The following is a 17,158-nucleotide window of genomic DNA, read 5'->3' on the forward strand; positions in this document are numbered from 1 at the left end:
CGCGGCCAGGGCCCGTCGCCCGGCCGGACCGGCAGGTGCTGCTGGTCCGCGCGGACGTGATCGTGCCCGCGACGGTGCTTGACCCGTGCGTGCGGGACGCGTTCCGCGTCGACCGGCCGATTCCGCGCGGATCAGGACCGTACGGCCTCGTGCACCAGCCGCTTGAGATCCGGGAACACCGAGTGAGAACCCCTCGGGCGCAGTTGGCTCAGGAACTGCACGGTCAGATCGCGGCGCGGGTCGACCCAGAACGTCGTGGTGGCCACCCCGCTCCAGCCGAACGCGCCCTCGCTGGAAGGCGCCCGGGTGGCCGACTGGTCCACCACGACGGAGACGCCCAGGCCGAAACCGAGGCCGGCGTTGCCGGGTTCCTGGTGGACCGGGCTGCCGAAGGAGCGCCGGTCGGCGTTGCCGGGCAGATGGTTGGACGCCATCAGGTCCACGGTCCCGGGACGCAGCAGACGGGTTCCGTCGAGTTCGCCGCGGCGCCGGAGCATCTCCATGAAGCGGTGGTAGTCGCGGGCCGTGGCGACCATCCCCCCGCTGCCCGACAGGAACCGGGGCCGGCCGTGCAGCGGGAGACCGGCGATCGGGACGAGCTCCCCGGCCTCGTCCTCCCCGTACAACTCGGCCAGCCTGCCCGCCTGTTCGTCCGTGACCTGGAAGCCCGCGTCCGTCATCCCGAGCGGTCCGAGGACGCGCCGGTGCAGGAAGACGTCGAGGTCCTCGCCGGAGACGACCTCGATGACCCGGCCGAGGACATTGGTCGCCACCGAGTAGTTCCACCGGGTGCCGGGCTCGAACTGGAGCGGCAGCCGGGCGTACACCTCGCAGGTCTCGGCCAGATCGGCGCCCGGGGCCACGGACGACTCCACACCGGCGTCCCGGTAGAGCCCGTCGACGGGATGCGCGTGGTAGAAGCCGAAGGTCAGGCCCGCCGTGTGGGTCAGCAAGTGGCGCATCAGGAGGGGCTGTTCGGCCGGCCGGGTCCTCGTGTCCGGCCCGGCCCCGCCGACGTACACCCGTGGTTCGGCGAACGCGGGAAGGAAGTCGGCCACCGGGTCGTCGAGTCCGAGGCGGCCCTCCTCGAGCAGCATGAGCGCCGCGACCGAGGTGACCGGCTTGGTCATGGAGTAGATCCGCCACAGCGTGTCGCTCTCCACCGGGAGTCCCGCAGCACGGTCGCGCCGGCCGTACGTCGTGAGGTGGGCGACCCGCCCGTGCCGGGAGACGGCGACCAGGAAGCCGGGGAGCCGGCCGTCGTCGACCAGGGCGGCGAAGTGCCGGTCGAGCCGGTCCAGTGCCCCGGGGTCGAGTCCGACGGATCCCGGCTCGACGTCCTGTCGCAGATCTCCCATGGTTCTCCTCCGGACCGCGGCTCGTGTCCCTCATCGTCCCAAACGGGCTGGTGACGCGTCGGCCGGGCGTCCCCCGGCGGGCCTCACGGTGTCCTTGTGCCCCGGAAGCCCCAGGGCCAGCAGCGTTCCCGTCGCGGAGAACACCGCGAGCACGGCGAGCGGGGGACCGATGGCGGCGCCGCGCGTCAGCGACATCAGCGTGGCCGCCACCGCGATCCCCAGCACGGGTCCGATGTTCATCGCCGTCTGCTGCAGGCCGCCCGCCACACCGGCCGACGCCGCGGGGGCGTGCCGTACGACGACCGCCGTCGTGGTCACCATCACCGTCACGAAACCGGCGCCCAGCAACAGGAAGGCGCAGGAGACGGGCACGGCCGTCGACGCCGGGCCGAGCCGGGCCAGGAGCAGGACACCGAGCGTGAGGACGAGCGTTCCGGCCACGGCGGTCTGCCGCGGGCCGAACCTGCGCATCAGGACGGCGGCCAGCGGAGCGCCGAGCACCATCGTCACACCGGCCGGCAGCGCCCGCAGGCCGGTCTCCTGCGGGTCGAGGCCCAGGGTGCGCTGGAGGAAGTAGATGGCGACGAACAGGGTGCCGAGCATCGCGGCGGACACGGCCACCAGGATGCCGAGCGCCGCGCCGATGGTGGCCGAGCCGAGGATCTCGGACGGCACCAGGGGGCTCGCGGCCCGGCGTTGGCGGCGGACGAACGCGGTGCCGGCGGCGAGGGTCACGGCCAGTCCGGCCGCGGTCCGCGCCGTCCAGCCGGTTCCGGGCACGGCGACCAGGGTGTGCACCAGGGCGACCAGGGCGACGGTGAGCAGGCAGGCGCCCGGCACATCCAGGCCGTCGGCCGCCGCCGGACGACCGGCCCGGGGCCCGGGGGCGGCCGGGGACCGGACGGCGAGGGCCGCCACGCCCATCGCCAGCGCGGGCGGCACGTTCAGGAGGAAGACCGACCGCCATCCGAAGTGCCCGACGAGCGTGCCGCCCAGCAGCGGACCCGCGGCCGCGGCGATCCCGATGGCGCTCGCCCGCAGCGCGATGGGCGTCCCGAGCCGGTCGGGCGGGTACGCGGCGCGCAGCATGCCGAGCGTGGCCGGTTGCAACAGCGCGCCGAAGACACCCTGCGCGACCCGCAGCGTGATCACCCAGGTGATCCCGGGTACGAGTGCGATGCCCGCCGAGGCCGCTCCGAAGCCCAGGATGCCGAGCGCGAAGATCCGTTGATGCCCGTAGCGGTCCCCGAGGCGTCCCGCGAACACCAGCAGGCCCGCCACCGCGATGAGGTACCCGGTGCTGGTCCACTGCACCTGGGTGAGCGAGGCGCCCAGGTCGCCCTGGAGCGTGGGCTGCGCGACGGTGAGGACCGTGCCGTCGAGGGCGACGATCACCGCACCGACGACGCTGCTCGCGAGGGTGATCCGGCGGTGGGCCGCCCTTGGCGAGGCGGGGCGCGCGGCCGGCTCGGCGGGGGCCGTCATCGTTTCTCCGGTCCGAGGTGCGCGTCGAGCGCCGCCATCAGCAGCGGGGTGTGGTCCTCGGCGTCCGTGGCGAGCTTCAGGCTTCCCCAGCCCCACAGTTGGGCGATGCCGTGCAGGTTCGCCCAGAGGGCGCCGGCGAGGATCCGCGCGTCGGCCTCGGGGCGCACCCGGCCGACGAGCTCCACCAGCGTCCGGAACAACGGAAGGCTTGTCTCGCGAAGCCCCAACCGGTTGCTCTCCAACAGGTCGTGACGGAACATCAGCTCGTACATCCCGCGCTGGGACAGCGCGAAGTCCAGGTACGCCTTCGCGAGGGCGGTGAGCCGGGCGCGGGGGTCGCTCCCCGTGCCGTCGACCGCCTTCGCCGCGCGGTGCTGGAGGTCGGTGAAGCCGCGGCGCGCGATGGCGGACAGCAGTTCCAGATGGGTCGGGAACCAGCGGCGCGGAGCGCCGTGCGAGACCCCCGCCCGCCGGGCGATCTCCCGCAGGGTCAGCGCCTGCGCGCCCTCCGCCGTCACGAGTTCGACTCCGACGTCGATCAGCCGCGCCCGCAGTCCGGTGGTTTCCAGCTCGTCCATGGACACTGTCTACCAGCCCGCGGTAGACAGTGTCTACGGGATGGCGTGGCGTATCCGGGATGACGTGACGTATCGGGAGCGTTGACGCGGATATGAGCGAAGAAGAGACCCAGGACGCACTGCTGAAACTGCTCTCCGCGTACAAGGGCGGAGTGCTCGTGACCCTGAAGAAGGACGGCCGGCCCCAGCTCTCGAACGTCAGCCACGTGTACTACCCCGACGAGGGCGTCGTCCGCGTGTCGCTCACCGACGACCGGGCCAAGACCCGGAATCTGCGCCGGGACCCACGGGCCTCGTACCACGTGACCAGCGCGGACCGGTGGGCCTACACGGTCGTCGAGGGCACGGCCGAGCTGACGCCGGTCGCCGCGGATCCGCACGACGAGACCGTGGAGGAGCTCATCCGGGTCTACCGGGACGTCCTCGGCGAACATCCCGACTGGGACGACTACCGCGCGGCGATGGTCCGCGACCGCCGCCTGGTGCTCCGGCTCCACGTGGAGCGGGCGTACGGGATCCCGTCACGCTGAACCGTGGCGGCCCGCCGACTTCGCCGCGCGGTCCGCGGTCAGATAGGCGATGACCATGTCCCCGAGCATCGCGCGATAGTGCTCCCGCTGGTTCGGGGCGGTCAGGTCGCGGCCGAACAGGGCGCCGAACGTGTGCCGGTTCGAGACGCGGAAGAAGCAGAAGGCGCTGATCATCGCGTGCAGGTCCACGGCGTCGACGTCGGCGGTGAACAGCCCCGACTCCCTGCCGGTCGCCAGGATCCGGCCGATCACGTCGAGCGCGGGCGAGCCGATCCTGCCCAGCGCCGCGGAGTTCGTGATGTGTTCGGCCTCGTGGATGTTCTCGATGCTCACCAGGCGGATGAAGTCGGGGTGCGCCTCGTGATGGTCGAAGGTCAGCTCGGCGAGCCGGCGGATCGCCGCGACCGGGTCCAGATGCTCGACGTCCAGCTCCTGTTCGGCCTGCCGGATCGCCGAGTAGGCGCGCTCCAGGACCGCCGTGAAGAGCCGCTCCTTGCCGCCGAAGTAGTAGTAGATCATCCGCTTGGTGGTACTGGTGCGAGCGGCGATCTCGTCGACCCGTGCGCCCGCGAACCCGGCGCGGGAGAATTCCTGGGTCGCCACGTCGAGAATCTCGGCCCTGGTGCGGGCGGCGTCGCGGATGCGCCCGCCAGGTCGTGCCGGCTCTTCGACGCTGGTCATCGGGCTTCCTTCGGGCGAGAGGGTCGGTGCCCGCGATTCTAGAAGCGGCGTACCGCGGGCTCGGCACTCACCACGGTACGAAGCGCGAAGCGCCCCGGTGCGCCTCGCCGCGCGGCGAGGCGCACCGGGGCGTCGAACGACCGCGGCCCGGCGGAAGGGGGTGTCCTACAGGTCGAACTCGTGCGGCGGCAGGTCGAGCGTGAAGCACGCCTCGCGCACGACGGCCTGCTCGGTCTTGTCGAAGTCGCCGTCGGCGCCGCCGATGACGATGCCGATCTGGATGACGGCACGTGCCTCGGCGGGCTTCTTCTTCGCCTTGGCGATCTCCTGGAGCACGCTGACCTTGCCGAAGGCGAAGTCGGCGGTCAGCTTGTTCAGGTTGTCGTCGAAACGGCGCTGGAGGTCCACGGCGTCGAAGTTCTGCAGGACCTCGTTCGTGGCGATGAGCTGGGCCACGCGCTGCCGCTCGGACGGGTCGATCGAGCCGTCCGCCGCCGCGACGAGGGCGCACATGGCCATGCTCGCGTCACGGAAGGCGCCGCTCTTGAGATCGTTCTTCTTCGCCACGAGCTGGGTCTGCATCGTCGACGCGGACTCCTTGATGCGGTCCCACAGGGCCATGAGAACTCCATACGTAGTCAAGAGCCCGGTCCGCCCGGGCGGGCGGACCGGAGAGCTCCTCGGTTTTACAGCGGCAGGGTGGAAACTAGTGGACCGTGACGGAAGTTCCCGGTTGATTCCACGCGGCGATCACCGGATCGCCGTGTTCGGTGGAGAGCCGGCTGACGGTCCCGGTCGAGAGCTGGAACAACCGTCCCGACTCGGGCGGCAGCCCCAGCCGGCGGGCGGTGAGCACCCGCAGGAAGTGCGCGTGCGCCACCAGCACCACATCACCCGGCCGGTCGCAGAGCGCGGCGTCCACCCGGGAGAGCACCCGGTCGGCGCGCTCGCCCACCTCACGGGGTGATTCGCCGGGGTGGCCGTCCGGGCCGGGCGGCACCCCGTCGTCCCACAGCACCCAGCCGGGCCGGGCCCGGTGGATGGCGCGGGTGGTGATCCCCTCGTAGCCGCCGTAGTCCCACTCGTGCAGATCGGGGTCGGTCCGCGGGCCGGACAGCCCCGCGAGTTCCGCCGTCCGGACCGCGCGGCCGAGGGGACTGGTCAGGACCTGGGCGAAGGAGCGCCCGGCGAAGAACGGCGCGAGGGACTCGGCCTGTTCCTCGCCGTGCCGGGTGAGCGGAAGATCGGTCCAGCTCGTGTGCTGTCCCGTCAGCGTCCACTCGGTCTCTCCGTGGCGGACCAGGATGAGATCGCCCATGGTCCTTCCCTACTTCGCCGACTCGACGGCGTGACCGCCGAACTGGTTGCGCAGCGCCGCGATCATCTTCATCTGCGGCGAGTCGTCCTGCCGCGAGGCGAAGCGGGCGAAGAGCGAGGCCGTGATGGCAGGCAGCGGAACGGCGTTGTCGATGGCCGCCTCGACGGTCCAGCGGCCCTCGCCGGAGTCCTCCGCGTGACCGCGCAGCTTGTCCAGGTGCTCGTCGCCGTCCAGGGCGTTGACCGCGAGGTCGAGCAGCCAGGAACGGATGACCGTGCCCTCCTGCCAGGAGCGGAACACCTCGCGTACGTCGGTGACCGAGTCGACCTTCTCCAGGAGCTCCCAGCCCTCGGCGTACGCCTGCATCATGGCGTACTCGATGCCGTTGTGGACCATCTTGGAGAAGTGGCCCGCGCCCACCTTGCCGGCGTGCACGAAGCCGAAGTCGCCCTCCGGCTTGAGCGCGTCGAAGACCGGGCGCACCTTCTCGATGTTCTCGGCGTCGCCGCCGACCATCAGTGCGTAGCCGTTCTCCAGGCCCCACACACCGCCCGAGACACCGGCGTCGACGAAGCCGATGCCCTTGGCCGCCAGCTCCTCGGCGTGCTTCTCGTCGTCCGTCCAGCGGGAGTTGCCGCCGTCCACGACCGTGTCGCCGGCCTCCAGCAGGTCACCGAGTTCGTCGATAACGGTCTGGGTGGGGGCGCCGGCCGGCACCATCACCCAGACCACGCGCGGGCCTTCGAGGCTGCCCACGAGTTCGGCGAGGCTGTGCACGTCGGCGAGGTCCGGATTACGGTCGTAGCCGACGACGGTGTGGCCGGCGCGGCGTATGCGCTCGCGCATGTTGCCGCCCATCTTGCCGAGGCCGATGAGTCCGAGCTGCATTGTCAGTTCACTTCTTCCGGAGAGTGCGGTAAGCGGCCACGAGAGCGGCCGTGGAGGGGTCGAGTCCGGGGACGTCGGCGCCCTCGGTCAGGGCGGGTTCGACGCGCTTGGCGAGCACCTTGCCGAGTTCGACGCCCCACTGGTCGAAGGAATCGATGTTCCAGACGGCGCCCTGGACGAACACCTTGTGCTCGTAGAGGGCGATCAACTGGCCGAGGACCGAGGGGGTCAGTTCGGCGGCGAGGATCGTGGTGGTGGGGTGGTTGCCCTGGAACGTCTTGTGCGGCACCAGTTCCTCGGGCACCCCCTCGGCACGGACCTCGTCCGGGGTCTTGCCGAACGCCAGCGCCTGCGTCTGCGCGAAGAAGTTCGCCATCAGCAGGTCGTGCTGGGCGGCGAGTTCGTCGCTCAGTTCACCGACCGGGTTGACGAAGCCGATGAAGTCGGCGGGGATCAGCTTGGTGCCCTGGTGGATCAACTGGTAGTAGGCGTGCTGGCCGTTGGTGCCGGGCGTGCCCCAGACCAGCGGTCCCGTCTGCCACTCCACCGGGTTGCCGTCACGGTCCACGGACTTGCCGTTGGACTCCATGTCGAGCTGCTGGAGGTAGGCCGTGAACTTCGACAGGTAGTGCGAGTACGGCAGCACGGCGTGCGACTGCGCGTCGTGGAAGTTGCCGTACCAGATACCCAACAGACCCAGCAGCAGAGGAGCGTTGGCCTCGGCGGGAGCCGTGCGGAAGTGCTCGTCGACGAGGTGGAAACCGTCGAGCATCTCGCGGAAGCGGTCCGGGCCGATCGCGATCATCAGCGACAGGCCGATCGCCGAGTCGAACGAGTAACGCCCGCCGACCCAGTCCCAGAACTCGAACATGTTCGCCGTGTCGATGCCGAAGTCCGACACCTTCTCCGCGTTCGTCGACAGCGCCACGAAGTGCTTCGCGACCGCCTTCTCCTCGCCGAGCCCGGCGAGCAGCCAGGAACGCGCGGAGGTGGCGTTGGTGATCGTCTCGATCGTGGTGAACGTCTTGGAGGCGATGACGAACAGCGTCTCCGCCGGGTCCAGGTCGCGTACGGCCTCGTGCAGGTCGGCGCCGTCCACGTTCGACACGAACCGCACGGTCAGCGAGCGGTCGGTGAAGGAGCGCAGCACCTCGTAGGCCATGGCGGGGCCGAGGTCGGAGCCGCCGATGCCGACGTTCACGACGTTCTTGATGCGCTTGCCGGTGTGACCGGTCCACTCGCCCGAGCGGACCCGCCCGGCGAAGTCCGCCATCTTGTCCAGGACCGCGTGCACGGCCGGCACGACGTTCTCCCCGTCGACCTCGACCACCGCGTCCCGTGGCGCCCGCAGCGCGGTGTGCAGCACCGCCCGGTCCTCGGTCGTGTTGATCTTCTCGCCCCGGAACGTCGCGTCCCGCAGCCCGAACACGTCCGTGGCGACGGCGAGTTCCTGGAGCAGGGCCAGGGTCTCGTCGGTGATCAGGTGCTTGGAGTAGTCGATCCGCAGATCGCCGACCCGCACGACATAGCGCTCGGCGCGCGCGGGGTCGGCGGCGAACAGGTCACGCAGCCGCGGGTGGAGCAGCGCGGTCGCGCGGTGGTCCTCCAGGGCCACCCACTCCGGACGGCGGGTGGGCTTGGGGTAGTCAGACACGGGGGGTCTCCTTGGGTGCCTCGCCGCGCAGGGCGATGGCGTACATCTCGTCCGCGTCCAGGCGGCGCAGTTCCTCGGCGATGAGCTGGGAGGTGGAGCGCACCTTCAGCGCGAGGGTGCGGGAGGGCTGACCGGGCAGGGACAGGGTGGCCAGCGGGCCCTCGGGGCGGTCGATGACGATCTCCCCGTTCTCCGTGCCGAGCCGGACGGCGGTCACCACGGGTCCCGCGGTCTCGACACGCTCGGTCCTGACCTGGAGGCGGGCCTCCAGCCAGCGGGCCAGCAGTTCGGCGCTCGGGTTCTGCGCCTCGCTCTCGACGGTCGCCGAGATCACCTTCGCACGGGCCTGGTCGAGCGCCGCCGCCAGCATGGAGCGCCAGGGGGTGAGCCGGGTCCAGGCCAGGTCGGTGTCGCCCGGCGCGTACGAGGCGGCGCGGGCGTCCAGCGCCTGGAGCGGTGCCTCGACGGCGTACATGTCGGTGATCCGGCGCTGGGCGAGGGCGCCCAGCGGGTCCTTGACGGGGTTGGCGGGCGCGTCCACCGGCCACCACACGACGACGGGGGCGTCCGGCAGCAGCAGCGGCAGGACCACCGAGTCGGCGTGGTCCGAGACCTCGCCGTACGTCCGCAGGACGACCGTCTCGCCGGTGCCCGCGTCCGAGCCGACGCGCACCTCGGCGTCGAGGCGGGAGTTGGTGCGGTCGCGCGGGGTGCGGGCGACCCGCTTGATGACGACGAGGGTGCGCGAGGGGTGCTCCCGCGAGGCCTCCTCGGCCGCCTTGATGGAGTCGTACGCGTTCTCCTCGTCGGTGACGATGACCATCGTCAGGACCATGCCCACGGCGGGGGTGCCGATGGCACGGCGCCCCCGTACGAGCGCCTTGTTGATCTTGCTTGCCGTGGTATCGGTCAGGTCGATCTTCATGGCCTGCGCCAGCTCCGTCCGTCTCGTGCGAGCATCTCGTCGGCTTCCTCCGGGCCCCAACTGCCCGAGGGGTACTGCGCGGGCGTGCCGTGGCTCTCCCAGTACCCCTCGATCGGGTCGAGGATCTTCCAGGACTCTTCCACCTCCTGGTGGCGGGGGAAGAGATTGGCGTCGCCGAGCAGGACATCCAGGATCAGCCGTTCGTACGCCTCCGGGCTGGACTCGGTGAACGACTCGCCGTACGCGAAGTCCATGGTGACGTCCCGGATCTCCATGGAGGTACCCGGCACCTTGGATCCGAAGCGCACGGTCATGCCCTCGTCGGGCTGGACGCGGATGACGATCGCGTTCGCGCCGAGCTCCTCGGTGGCCGTGGAGTCGAACGGGGAGTGCGGGGCGCGCTGGAAGACCACCGCGATCTCGGTGACCCGGCGGCCCAGCCGCTTGCCGGTCCGCAGGTAGAAGGGGACACCCGCCCAACGGCGGTTGTCGACCTGGAGCTTGACGGCGGCGTAGGTGTCGGTCGTCGACGCGGGGTCGATGCCGTCCTCCTGGAGGTAGCCGCGCACCCGCGCGCCGCCCTGCCAGCTCGCCGCGTACTGGCCGCGTACGGTGTGCTCGCCCAGGTTCTCCGGCAGCTTCACGGCCCTGAGGACCTTGAGCTTCTCGGCGAGCAGCGACTCGGCGTCGAAGGCGGCCGGTTCCTCCATGGCCGTCAGCGCCATGAGCTGGAGCAGGTGGTTCTGGATGACGTCCCGGGCGGAGCCGATGCCGTCGTAGTAGCCGGCCCGGCCGCCGATGCCGATGTCCTCGGCCATGGTGATCTGGACGTGGTCGACGTACGACCGGTTCCAGACGGGCTCGTACATCTGGTTGGCGAAGCGGAGCGCCAGGATGTTCTGGACGGTCTCCTTGCCGAGGTAGTGGTCGATCCGGAACACCTGGTCCGGGTCGAACACGTCGTGCACGATCCTGTTCAGCTCGCGGGCGCTCGCCAGGTCGCGGCCGAACGGCTTTTCGATGACCGCGCGCCGCCAGGAACCCTCGGGGGCGCTCGCGAGACCGTGCTTCCTGAGCTGCCGCACCACCTTCGGGAAGAACTTCGGCGGTACGGAGAGGTAGAAGGCGTAGTTGCCGCTGGTGCCCCGGGAGGCGTCCAACTCATCGACGGCCGCACGCAGTTGCTTGAACGCCGTGTCGTCGTCGAAGTCGCCGGGGATGAACCGCATGCCCTCGGCCAGCTGCTGCCAGACCTCCTCGCGGAACTCGGTCCGCGCGTGCTCGCGCACCGAGTCGTGCACCACCTGCGCGAAGTCCTGGTCCTCCCACTCGCGGCGGGCGAACCCGAGGAGCGAGAAGCCCGGCGGCAGCAGACCCCGGTTGGCGAGGTCGTACACGGCCGGCATCAGCTTCTTGCGGGACAGGTCGCCGGTGACACCGAAGATGACCAGGCCGGAGGGGCCCGCGATCCGGGGGAGCCGGCGGTCGCGCGGGTCGCGCAGCGGGTTGTCCCAGTCGGCGGCCACACCGAGGGCCCGGGCGAGGTCCCCGGTCGCCGGGTCGCCGAGCGCGTCGGCGAGGACCTCGGTCGCCGGGTCGCCGAGCGCCGCGGCGAGGGCCTCGGGCGTCAGGCCGTCCGGTTCCACGGCCGGGTCACCGGATCCCTGCGGCGCGGCGGCCGCATCCTTCGGGTCACCGTCGGAAAGCGCCTCACCCTTGGTCATTCCCCTTCAACTCCCTTGCCGCGGAGCGAGGTCGCCACCGCTTCGAGAAGGTCTTCCCAGGCCGCCTCGAACTTCGCGACGGCCTCGTTCTCCAGTTGCCCGACGACCTCGTCGTAGGAGATCCCGAGCGCCTCGACCGCGGCCAGATCGGCGCGCGCCTGAGGGTAGCCGCCGGTCACCGCGTCGCCGTGGATGTCACCGTGGTCCGCGGTGGCGTTCAGCGTCCCCTCCGGCATGGTGTTGACCGTGCCGGGCGCGACCAGCTCGTCGACGTACAGGGTGTCCTTGTACGCGGGGTCCTTGACGCCCGTGGAGGCCCACAGCGGACGCTGCTTCTGGGCCCCGGACGGGGCGAGCGCGGTCCAGCGGTCGCCGCCTCGCGCCGAGCCGTCGACCGAGCCGAACACGTCCTCGTAGGCCTCGAAGGCCAGTCGCGCGTTGGCGAGCGCGGCCCTGCCCTTGAGCGCGAGGGCCTCGTCCGTGCCGGTCTTCGTGAGCCGCTTGTCGATCTCGCTGTCGACGCGGGAGACGAAGAAGGAGGCGACGGAGTGGATGCCGGCGAGGTCGACGCCCGCGGCCAGCGCCCGCTCCAGGCCCGCCAGATAGGCGTCCATGACCTCGCGGTAGCGCTCCAGGGAGAAGATCAGCGTGACGTTGACGCTGATGCCGAGGCCGATGACCTCGGTGATCGCCGGGAGGCCGGCCTTCGTCGCCGGGATCTTGATCATTACGTTCGGGCGGTCGACCAGCCAGGCGAGCTGCTTGGCCTCGGCGATGGTCGCGGTGGTGTCGTGGGCCAGCCGGGGGTCGACCTCGATGGAGACCCGGCCGTCCCGGCCGCCGGTCGCCTCGTACACCGGGCGCAGGATGTCGGCGGCGGCGCGCACGTCCGCGGTCGTCATCATCCGGACGGCCTCGTCGACGGTCACACCGCGCACGGCGAGGTCGGCGAGCTGCTGCTCGTACCCCTCACCGGAGCCGATGGCGGCCTGGAAGATGGACGGGTTGGTGGTCACGCCCACCACGTGCCGCGTCGCGACGAGTTCGGCCAGGTTGCCGGACTCGATCCGCTTGCGGGAGAGGTCGTCGAGCCAGATGGAGACGCCTTCGTCGGAGAGGCGCTTCAGGGTTGCCGCGGTCGCGGTCGCTTCGGTCACAGTGATCATCTTCCTTTGTGCGAACGGATCAACCGCGGACTGCGGCAAGAGATTCCCGCGCGGCGGCGGCGACGTTCTCGGGGGTGAAGCCGAACTCGGCGAACAGCGTCCCGGCGTCGGCCGAGGCACCGAAGTGCTCCAGCGAGACGACGCGCCCGGCGTCACCGACGTACCGGTACCAGGTCAGGGCGATCCCGGCCTCGACCGCCACGCGGGCCCGCACGGACGGCGGAAGGACGCTCGCCCGGTACTCGGGGGACTGCTCCTCGAACCACTCGACGGACGGCATCGACACCACCCGGGTGCCCACGCCCTCGGCCTCCAGCAGCTCACGCGCCGCGACGGCGAGCTGTACCTCGGATCCGGTCGCGACGAGGAGGACGTCCGGGGTCCCGGTGGAGGCGTCCCGCAGGACGTAACCGCCGCGCGCCGCGTCGGGGTTGACCGGGTACGTCGGTACGCCCTGACGGGTGAGAGCCAGACCGTGCGGGGCCGGGTTCGTGGCGTGCCGCTTGAGGATCTCGGCCCAGGCGACGGCCGTCTCGTTGGCGTCGGCCGGGCGGACGATGTTCAGGCCGGGGATGGCGCGGAGCGAGGCCAGGTGCTCGACCGGCTGGTGGGTGGGGCCGTCCTCGCCGAGTCCGATCGAGTCGTGCGTCCACACGTACGTCACCGGGAGCTGCATCAGCGCGGAGAGGCGGACGGCGTTGCGCATGTAGTCGGAGAACACCAGGAAGGTGCCGCCGTAGATACGGGTGTTGCCGTGCAGCGCGATGCCGTTCATCTCCGCGGCCATGGAGTGCTCGCGGATGCCGAAGTGGATCGTGCGGCCGTACGGGTTCGCCTCCGGCAGCGGGTTGTCCGCCGGAAGGAAGGAGGACGTCTTGTCGATCGTGGTGTTGTTCGAGCCGGCGAGGTCGGCGGAGCCGCCCCACAGCTCGGGGATGACCGCGCCGAGGGTCTGGAGCACCTTGCCGGACGCGGCGCGGGTGGCGACACCCGTGCCCTCCTCGAACACCGGCAGCGCGCTCTCCCAGCCCTCGGGAAGCTGGCCGGCGACGATCCGGTCGAAGAGCTTCGCGTTCTCGGGCCGTTCGGTGCGCCACGCGCCGATCCGCTTGTCCCAGTCGGCGTGCGCCTCGGCGCCCCGGTCCAGGGCCCGACGGGCGTGGGCCAGCACGTCGGCGTCGACCTGGAAGGTCTGCTCCGGGTCGAAGCCCAGGAGCCGCTTGGTGGCGGCGATCTCCTCGGCGCCCAGCGCCGAGCCGTGCGAGGCCTCGGTGTTCCGCGCGTTCGGCGCCGGCCAGGCGATGACGGTGCGCATCGCGATGATGGACGGACGCCCGGTCTCGGCCCGCGCGGCCGTGAGCGCGGTGTAAAGGGCCTGGACGTCGATGTCGCCGTCGGACGAGGGCTCGACGCGCTGCACGTGCCAGCCGTACGACTCGTAGCGCTTCAGGACGTCCTCGGAGAAGGCGGTCGCCGTGTCGCCCTCGATGGAGATGTGGTTGTCGTCGTAGACGAAGACGAGGTTGCCGAGCTTCTGGTGGCCGGCGAGCGAGGAGGCCTCCGCCGAGATGCCCTCCTCCAGGTCGCCGTCGGAGACGATCGCCCAGATGGTGTGGTCGAACGGGGACTCGCCCTCGGGGGCCTCGGGGTCGAACAGGCCGCGCTCGTAGCGGGCCGCCATCGCCATGCCCACGGCGTTGGCGGCACCCTGGCCGAGCGGACCGGTCGTGGTCTCCACACCGGCGGTGTGTCCGTACTCGGGGTGGCCGGGCGTCTTGGACCCGTGAGTGCGGAACGCCTTCAGATCGTCGAGGCCGAGTTCATAACCTGACAGGAAGAGCTGGGTGTAGAGGGTCAGCGAGGTGTGGCCGGGGGAGAGGACGAAGCGGTCGCGGCCCGTCCACTCCGGGTCGGCCGGATCGTGCCGCATCACCTTCTGGAAGAGCGTGTACGCCGCCGGGGCCAGGCTCATCGCGGTGCCAGGGTGACCGTTGCCGACCTTCTGCACGGCGTCGGCGGCCAGAAGGCGGGCGGTGTCGACGGCGCGGCGGTCGAGCTCGGTCCAGGTGAAGCCGTCGGAGCTCTGCGTACTCATCTTCAAGAAGTCCTCACGGGATGCGCTGAAACAGGGTCTGTGCCTTCAAACCTAAAAGTCAGACTTTTGCTGGGGAAGGTGCCCGTGTGTCAGCCTTCGGTGAATGTGGGACACATGGAGCCGTGGCGAGCCGACGCGAGAAGGACATGAACGACAGAACCACCCAAGGCGGCACCGGCGGTGAGAGCGGCCGGGACGGCATCAGGACCTTTCCTTTTCCGGCCGATCTGAGCCTGTCCGGCGTGGGCATGCAGGTCGGCGCGATGGGAACCGGACGCACCTGGCACGCGGACGCCCCGCTGGAACGCGTGCACCGCATCGACTTCCACGTCGTGATGCTCTTCCACGAGGGGCCCGTACGGCACATGGTCGACTTCGCCGAGTACGAGGCCCGCGCGGGCGACCTCCTGTGGATCCGGCCCGGCCAGGTGCACCGCTTCTCCAGCACCGACCGCTACCGCGGCACCGTCCTGACCATGCAGCCCGGCTTCCTGCCCCGCGCGACCGTCGAGGCGACCGGCCTCTACCGCTACGACCTGCCCCCGCTGCTGCGCCCCGACGCCGACCGGCTGGCCGCGCTGGAGCACGCGCTGACCCAACTGGAGCGCGAGTACGTCGACACCACCACGCTGCCGCTCAGTCTGCACACCGCGGTGCTGCGGCACTCGCTCACCGCGTTCCTGCTGCGTCTCGCCCACCTCGCGGCGAGCTCCGCAGGGGCGACCCACGAGCACACGGACACCACGTTCACCCGTTTCCGGGACGCGGTGGAGAAGGACTTCGCCGTCAATCACAGCGTCAGCGCCTACGCCGACGCCCTCGGATACTCGCGCCGCACCCTGGTGCGCGCCGTGCGGGCCGCCACCGGCCAGACACCCAAGGGGTTCATCGACAAGCGGGTCGTCCTGGAGGCCAAACGGCTCCTCGCCCACACGGACATGCCGATCGGGCGCGTCGGGGCCGCCGTCGGCTTCCCCGACTCGGCCAACTTCTCGAAGTTCTTCCACCAGCACACGGGGGCGACCCCGGTGGCCTTCCGGACCGAACTGCGCTGAGCGGGACGGACCGCGTACGTCCGTCCCGCTCGGCTCTGTGACGGGTGGGCCCCTCACCTCTCCTGTCCGTGACGACCGGAGAGTGAGTGACTGTCCGTCACCTCACCTGTCAGTGACCGAAGTCGAACCAGTTGACGTTCACGAAGTCCGCGGGCTGGCCGCTGGTGAAGGTGAGATAGACGTCATGGGTTCCGGTCACGGAGCTCATGTTCGCCGGTACGGTTCTCCAGGACTGCCAGCCGCCGGTGTTGGCCAGCGCGAAGCTCGCGACCGGTGTGCTCGTACGGCTGTCGAGGCGCACCTCGACCAGGCCGCTGACCCCGCCCGCCGCGCCGCTCGCGACCCGGCCGTAGAACTGGGTGGCCGCCGAGGAGCCGAAGTTGACGCCCTTGTAGAGCGCGTAGTCGCCGTTCGCGATGGAGCCGATGTCCTGGCCGCCGCCGGTGTCCGTCGTGGTCTCGCCGACGACACCGCTCTGGCTGTCGTACGACTCGGCCTGGATGGCGCTGTAGGCGTCGCGGTTGCCGGTGGGCGGCGGAGTGGTGCCGCCGCCACCGCTGCCGGCCGCCTGGAGCACCTGGACGTAGTCGACGACGAGCGGGTGACCCGGTTCCGTGCCGCTGTCGGGGCCGCCGCCGAAGGCACCCGGGAACCCGCCGCCCATCGCGACGTTCAGAATGACGAAGTAGCCGTGGTTGGTGGCGTTCGCCCAGGTGGTCGCGTCGACCTGGTTCGCCTTCACCGTGTGGAAGTTGACGCCGTCGAGGTAGAAGCGGACCTCCTCGGGGCTCGTCGAGCGGTCCCACTCCATCGCGTACGTGTGGAAGCCCGCCTGGCAGGTCGTGCCGGTACAGGGCGTGTTGTTGCCGATGCCGCTGGTCTCGTTGCAGGGGCCGCCCGGGCTGGTGCCGCAGTGCATCGTGGCCCACTCGGTGTTGAGGCCCTGGACGTTCTCCATGATGTCCAGCTCGCCGACGCCCGGCCAGTTCTGGTAGTTGCCGCGGTAGGGCGCGCCGAGCGCCCAGAACGCGGGCCAGTAGCCCTTGGCCGCGGCGCCGGTCACGTTCGGCATCTGCAGCCGCGACTCGATGCGCAGCTTGCCCCCGGCGGGGGGCTCGAAGTCGGTGCGCTTCGTCTCGATGCGGCCCGAGGTCCAGTTGCCCGAGGCGTCGCGGCGCGGGGTGATCAGCAGGTTGCCGTTGCCGTCCAGGGCGACGTTGTTGGTGCTGGAGGTCATCGTCTCGACCTCGCCGGTACCGAAGTTGGCCGGCCCGCCCGGGTAGCTCGTCCCCGTCGTGTACTGCCAGTTGGTGGTGTTGACGCCGCTTCCGGCCGCCCCGGTGAAGTCGTCGACGAAGACCTGGGACCAGCCGGAGGGGGGTGTGGGCGCGGAAGCGTTGGCCGGGAGGGTGGCCGCGGTCGCGGCGGCCGCCGCCAGGCTCACGGTGCTGAGCACGGCGATGAGGACGCGTCGGACCGAGCCGCGTCTGGGTGTGCCGGAGGTTTCACTCATGGGTGCCTCTTCGCGTACGGAGTGTGGGGTGCGCGGGTGGGGGAGCGCTCCCACGGAGACCTTGAGAGCGCTCTCAAAAAAGGTGCGCGGCCAATGTGCTCTCTGTCACTCCGGTCGTCAAGAGGTGAAGCCGAGAAAGTCCTTACGCAGAAAGGGAGTTCACGCCGTGAAGGAAGGAAGAAGGCCCG

At 70.7% G+C, this 17,158-nt stretch carries 15 protein-coding genes; 2 read left to right on the forward strand and 13 right to left on the reverse strand.

Features of this window, described 5'->3' with window-relative positions:
* Window positions 1-131: 131 nt before the first annotated feature.
* From ACIQ7M_RS02015 to ACIQ7M_RS02025, 3 genes are read right to left on the reverse strand one after another with little or no spacing between them, the layout of a single operon-like run.
* On the reverse strand, window positions 132-1,358 hold the full coding sequence (locus ACIQ7M_RS02015; protein ID WP_403638740.1) for a serine hydrolase domain-containing protein: 1,227 nt from the start codon (window positions 1,356-1,358) through the stop codon (window positions 132-134).
* A 30-nt stretch (window positions 1,359-1,388) separates the two neighbouring features.
* A complete protein-coding gene (locus ACIQ7M_RS02020) occupies window positions 1,389-2,843 on the reverse strand; it encodes an MFS transporter (protein WP_403638742.1) in 1,455 nt (484 codons plus the stop codon).
* Window positions 2,840-3,421 carry a TetR/AcrR family transcriptional regulator gene (locus ACIQ7M_RS02025; RefSeq protein WP_403638744.1) on the reverse strand — a complete coding sequence of 194 codons (582 nt, stop codon included), beginning with the start codon at window positions 3,419-3,421 and terminating at the stop codon, window positions 2,840-2,842. Before ACIQ7M_RS02025 ends, ACIQ7M_RS02020 begins: the two co-directional genes overlap by 4 nt.
* A gap of 92 nt (window positions 3,422-3,513) precedes the next feature.
* Here ACIQ7M_RS02025 and ACIQ7M_RS02030 point away from each other — a divergent pair, with 92 nt between their 5' ends.
* Complete coding sequence (locus ACIQ7M_RS02030; RefSeq protein WP_403638746.1) at window positions 3,514-3,951, forward strand: PPOX class F420-dependent oxidoreductase; 438 nt, start codon at window positions 3,514-3,516, stop codon at window positions 3,949-3,951.
* Here the strand turns inward: ACIQ7M_RS02030 and ACIQ7M_RS02035 are convergent.
* From ACIQ7M_RS02035 to tkt, 9 genes are all read right to left on the reverse strand, one after another.
* Window positions 3,943-4,632, reverse strand: coding sequence for a TetR family transcriptional regulator (locus ACIQ7M_RS02035; RefSeq protein ID WP_403638748.1), 690 nt, complete (start codon window positions 4,630-4,632; stop codon window positions 3,943-3,945). The two genes, ACIQ7M_RS02030 and ACIQ7M_RS02035, sit on opposite strands and share 9 nt — an antisense overlap.
* A gap of 165 nt (window positions 4,633-4,797) precedes the next feature.
* The gene (locus tag ACIQ7M_RS02040; RefSeq protein ID WP_386983486.1) at window positions 4,798-5,253 is read right to left on the reverse strand and encodes a tellurite resistance TerB family protein; all 456 of its coding nucleotides are present in this window, start codon (window positions 5,251-5,253) and stop codon (window positions 4,798-4,800) included.
* Window positions 5,254-5,338: 85 nt separating this feature from the next.
* Window positions 5,339-5,950, reverse strand: a complete 612-nt coding sequence (locus ACIQ7M_RS02045; RefSeq protein WP_355776108.1) for a histidine phosphatase family protein — start codon at window positions 5,948-5,950, stop codon at window positions 5,339-5,341.
* A 9-nt stretch (window positions 5,951-5,959) separates the two neighbouring features.
* Window positions 5,960-6,838 carry a phosphogluconate dehydrogenase (NAD(+)-dependent, decarboxylating) gene (gene gnd / locus ACIQ7M_RS02050; RefSeq protein ID WP_351862356.1) on the reverse strand — a complete coding sequence of 293 codons (879 nt, stop codon included), beginning with the start codon at window positions 6,836-6,838 and terminating at the stop codon, window positions 5,960-5,962.
* Between the two features lie 7 nt (window positions 6,839-6,845).
* Window positions 6,846-8,492, reverse strand: a complete 1,647-nt coding sequence (pgi, locus tag ACIQ7M_RS02055) for a glucose-6-phosphate isomerase (protein ID WP_403638751.1) — start codon at window positions 8,490-8,492, stop codon at window positions 6,846-6,848.
* Window positions 8,485-9,417 (reverse strand): glucose-6-phosphate dehydrogenase assembly protein OpcA, encoded by a 933-nt coding sequence (gene opcA / locus ACIQ7M_RS02060; protein ID WP_355762072.1) that lies wholly within the window; start codon window positions 9,415-9,417, stop codon window positions 8,485-8,487. Before opcA ends, pgi begins: the two co-directional genes overlap by 8 nt.
* Window positions 9,414-11,141 carry a glucose-6-phosphate dehydrogenase gene (zwf, locus tag ACIQ7M_RS02065; RefSeq protein ID WP_403638753.1) on the reverse strand — a complete coding sequence of 576 codons (1,728 nt, stop codon included), beginning with the start codon at window positions 11,139-11,141 and terminating at the stop codon, window positions 9,414-9,416. The genes opcA and zwf overlap by 4 nt, the downstream gene beginning before the upstream one ends.
* Window positions 11,138-12,307, reverse strand: a complete 1,170-nt coding sequence (gene tal / locus ACIQ7M_RS02070; protein WP_403638755.1) for a transaldolase — start codon at window positions 12,305-12,307, stop codon at window positions 11,138-11,140. The genes zwf and tal overlap by 4 nt, the downstream gene beginning before the upstream one ends.
* A 19-nt stretch (window positions 12,308-12,326) precedes the next feature.
* On the reverse strand, window positions 12,327-14,402 hold the full coding sequence (tkt, locus tag ACIQ7M_RS02075; protein ID WP_403638757.1) for a transketolase: 2,076 nt from the start codon (window positions 14,400-14,402) through the stop codon (window positions 12,327-12,329).
* Window positions 14,403-14,548: 146 nt separating this feature from the next.
* Here tkt and ACIQ7M_RS02080 point away from each other — a divergent pair, with 146 nt between their 5' ends.
* A complete protein-coding gene (locus tag ACIQ7M_RS02080) occupies window positions 14,549-15,457 on the forward strand; it encodes a helix-turn-helix domain-containing protein (protein WP_403638759.1) in 909 nt (302 codons plus the stop codon).
* Between the two features lie 109 nt (window positions 15,458-15,566).
* Here the strand turns inward: ACIQ7M_RS02080 and ACIQ7M_RS02085 are convergent, their stop codons facing one another.
* Window positions 15,567-16,970 carry a glycoside hydrolase family 16 protein gene (locus ACIQ7M_RS02085; RefSeq protein WP_355762087.1) on the reverse strand — a complete coding sequence of 468 codons (1,404 nt, stop codon included), beginning with the start codon at window positions 16,968-16,970 and terminating at the stop codon, window positions 15,567-15,569.
* Window positions 16,971-17,158 lie beyond the last annotated feature (188 nt).

The sequence above is a fragment of the Streptomyces sp. NPDC096324 genome, assembly GCF_044763015.1.
Lineage (GTDB): Bacteria > Actinomycetota > Actinomycetes > Streptomycetales > Streptomycetaceae > Streptomyces.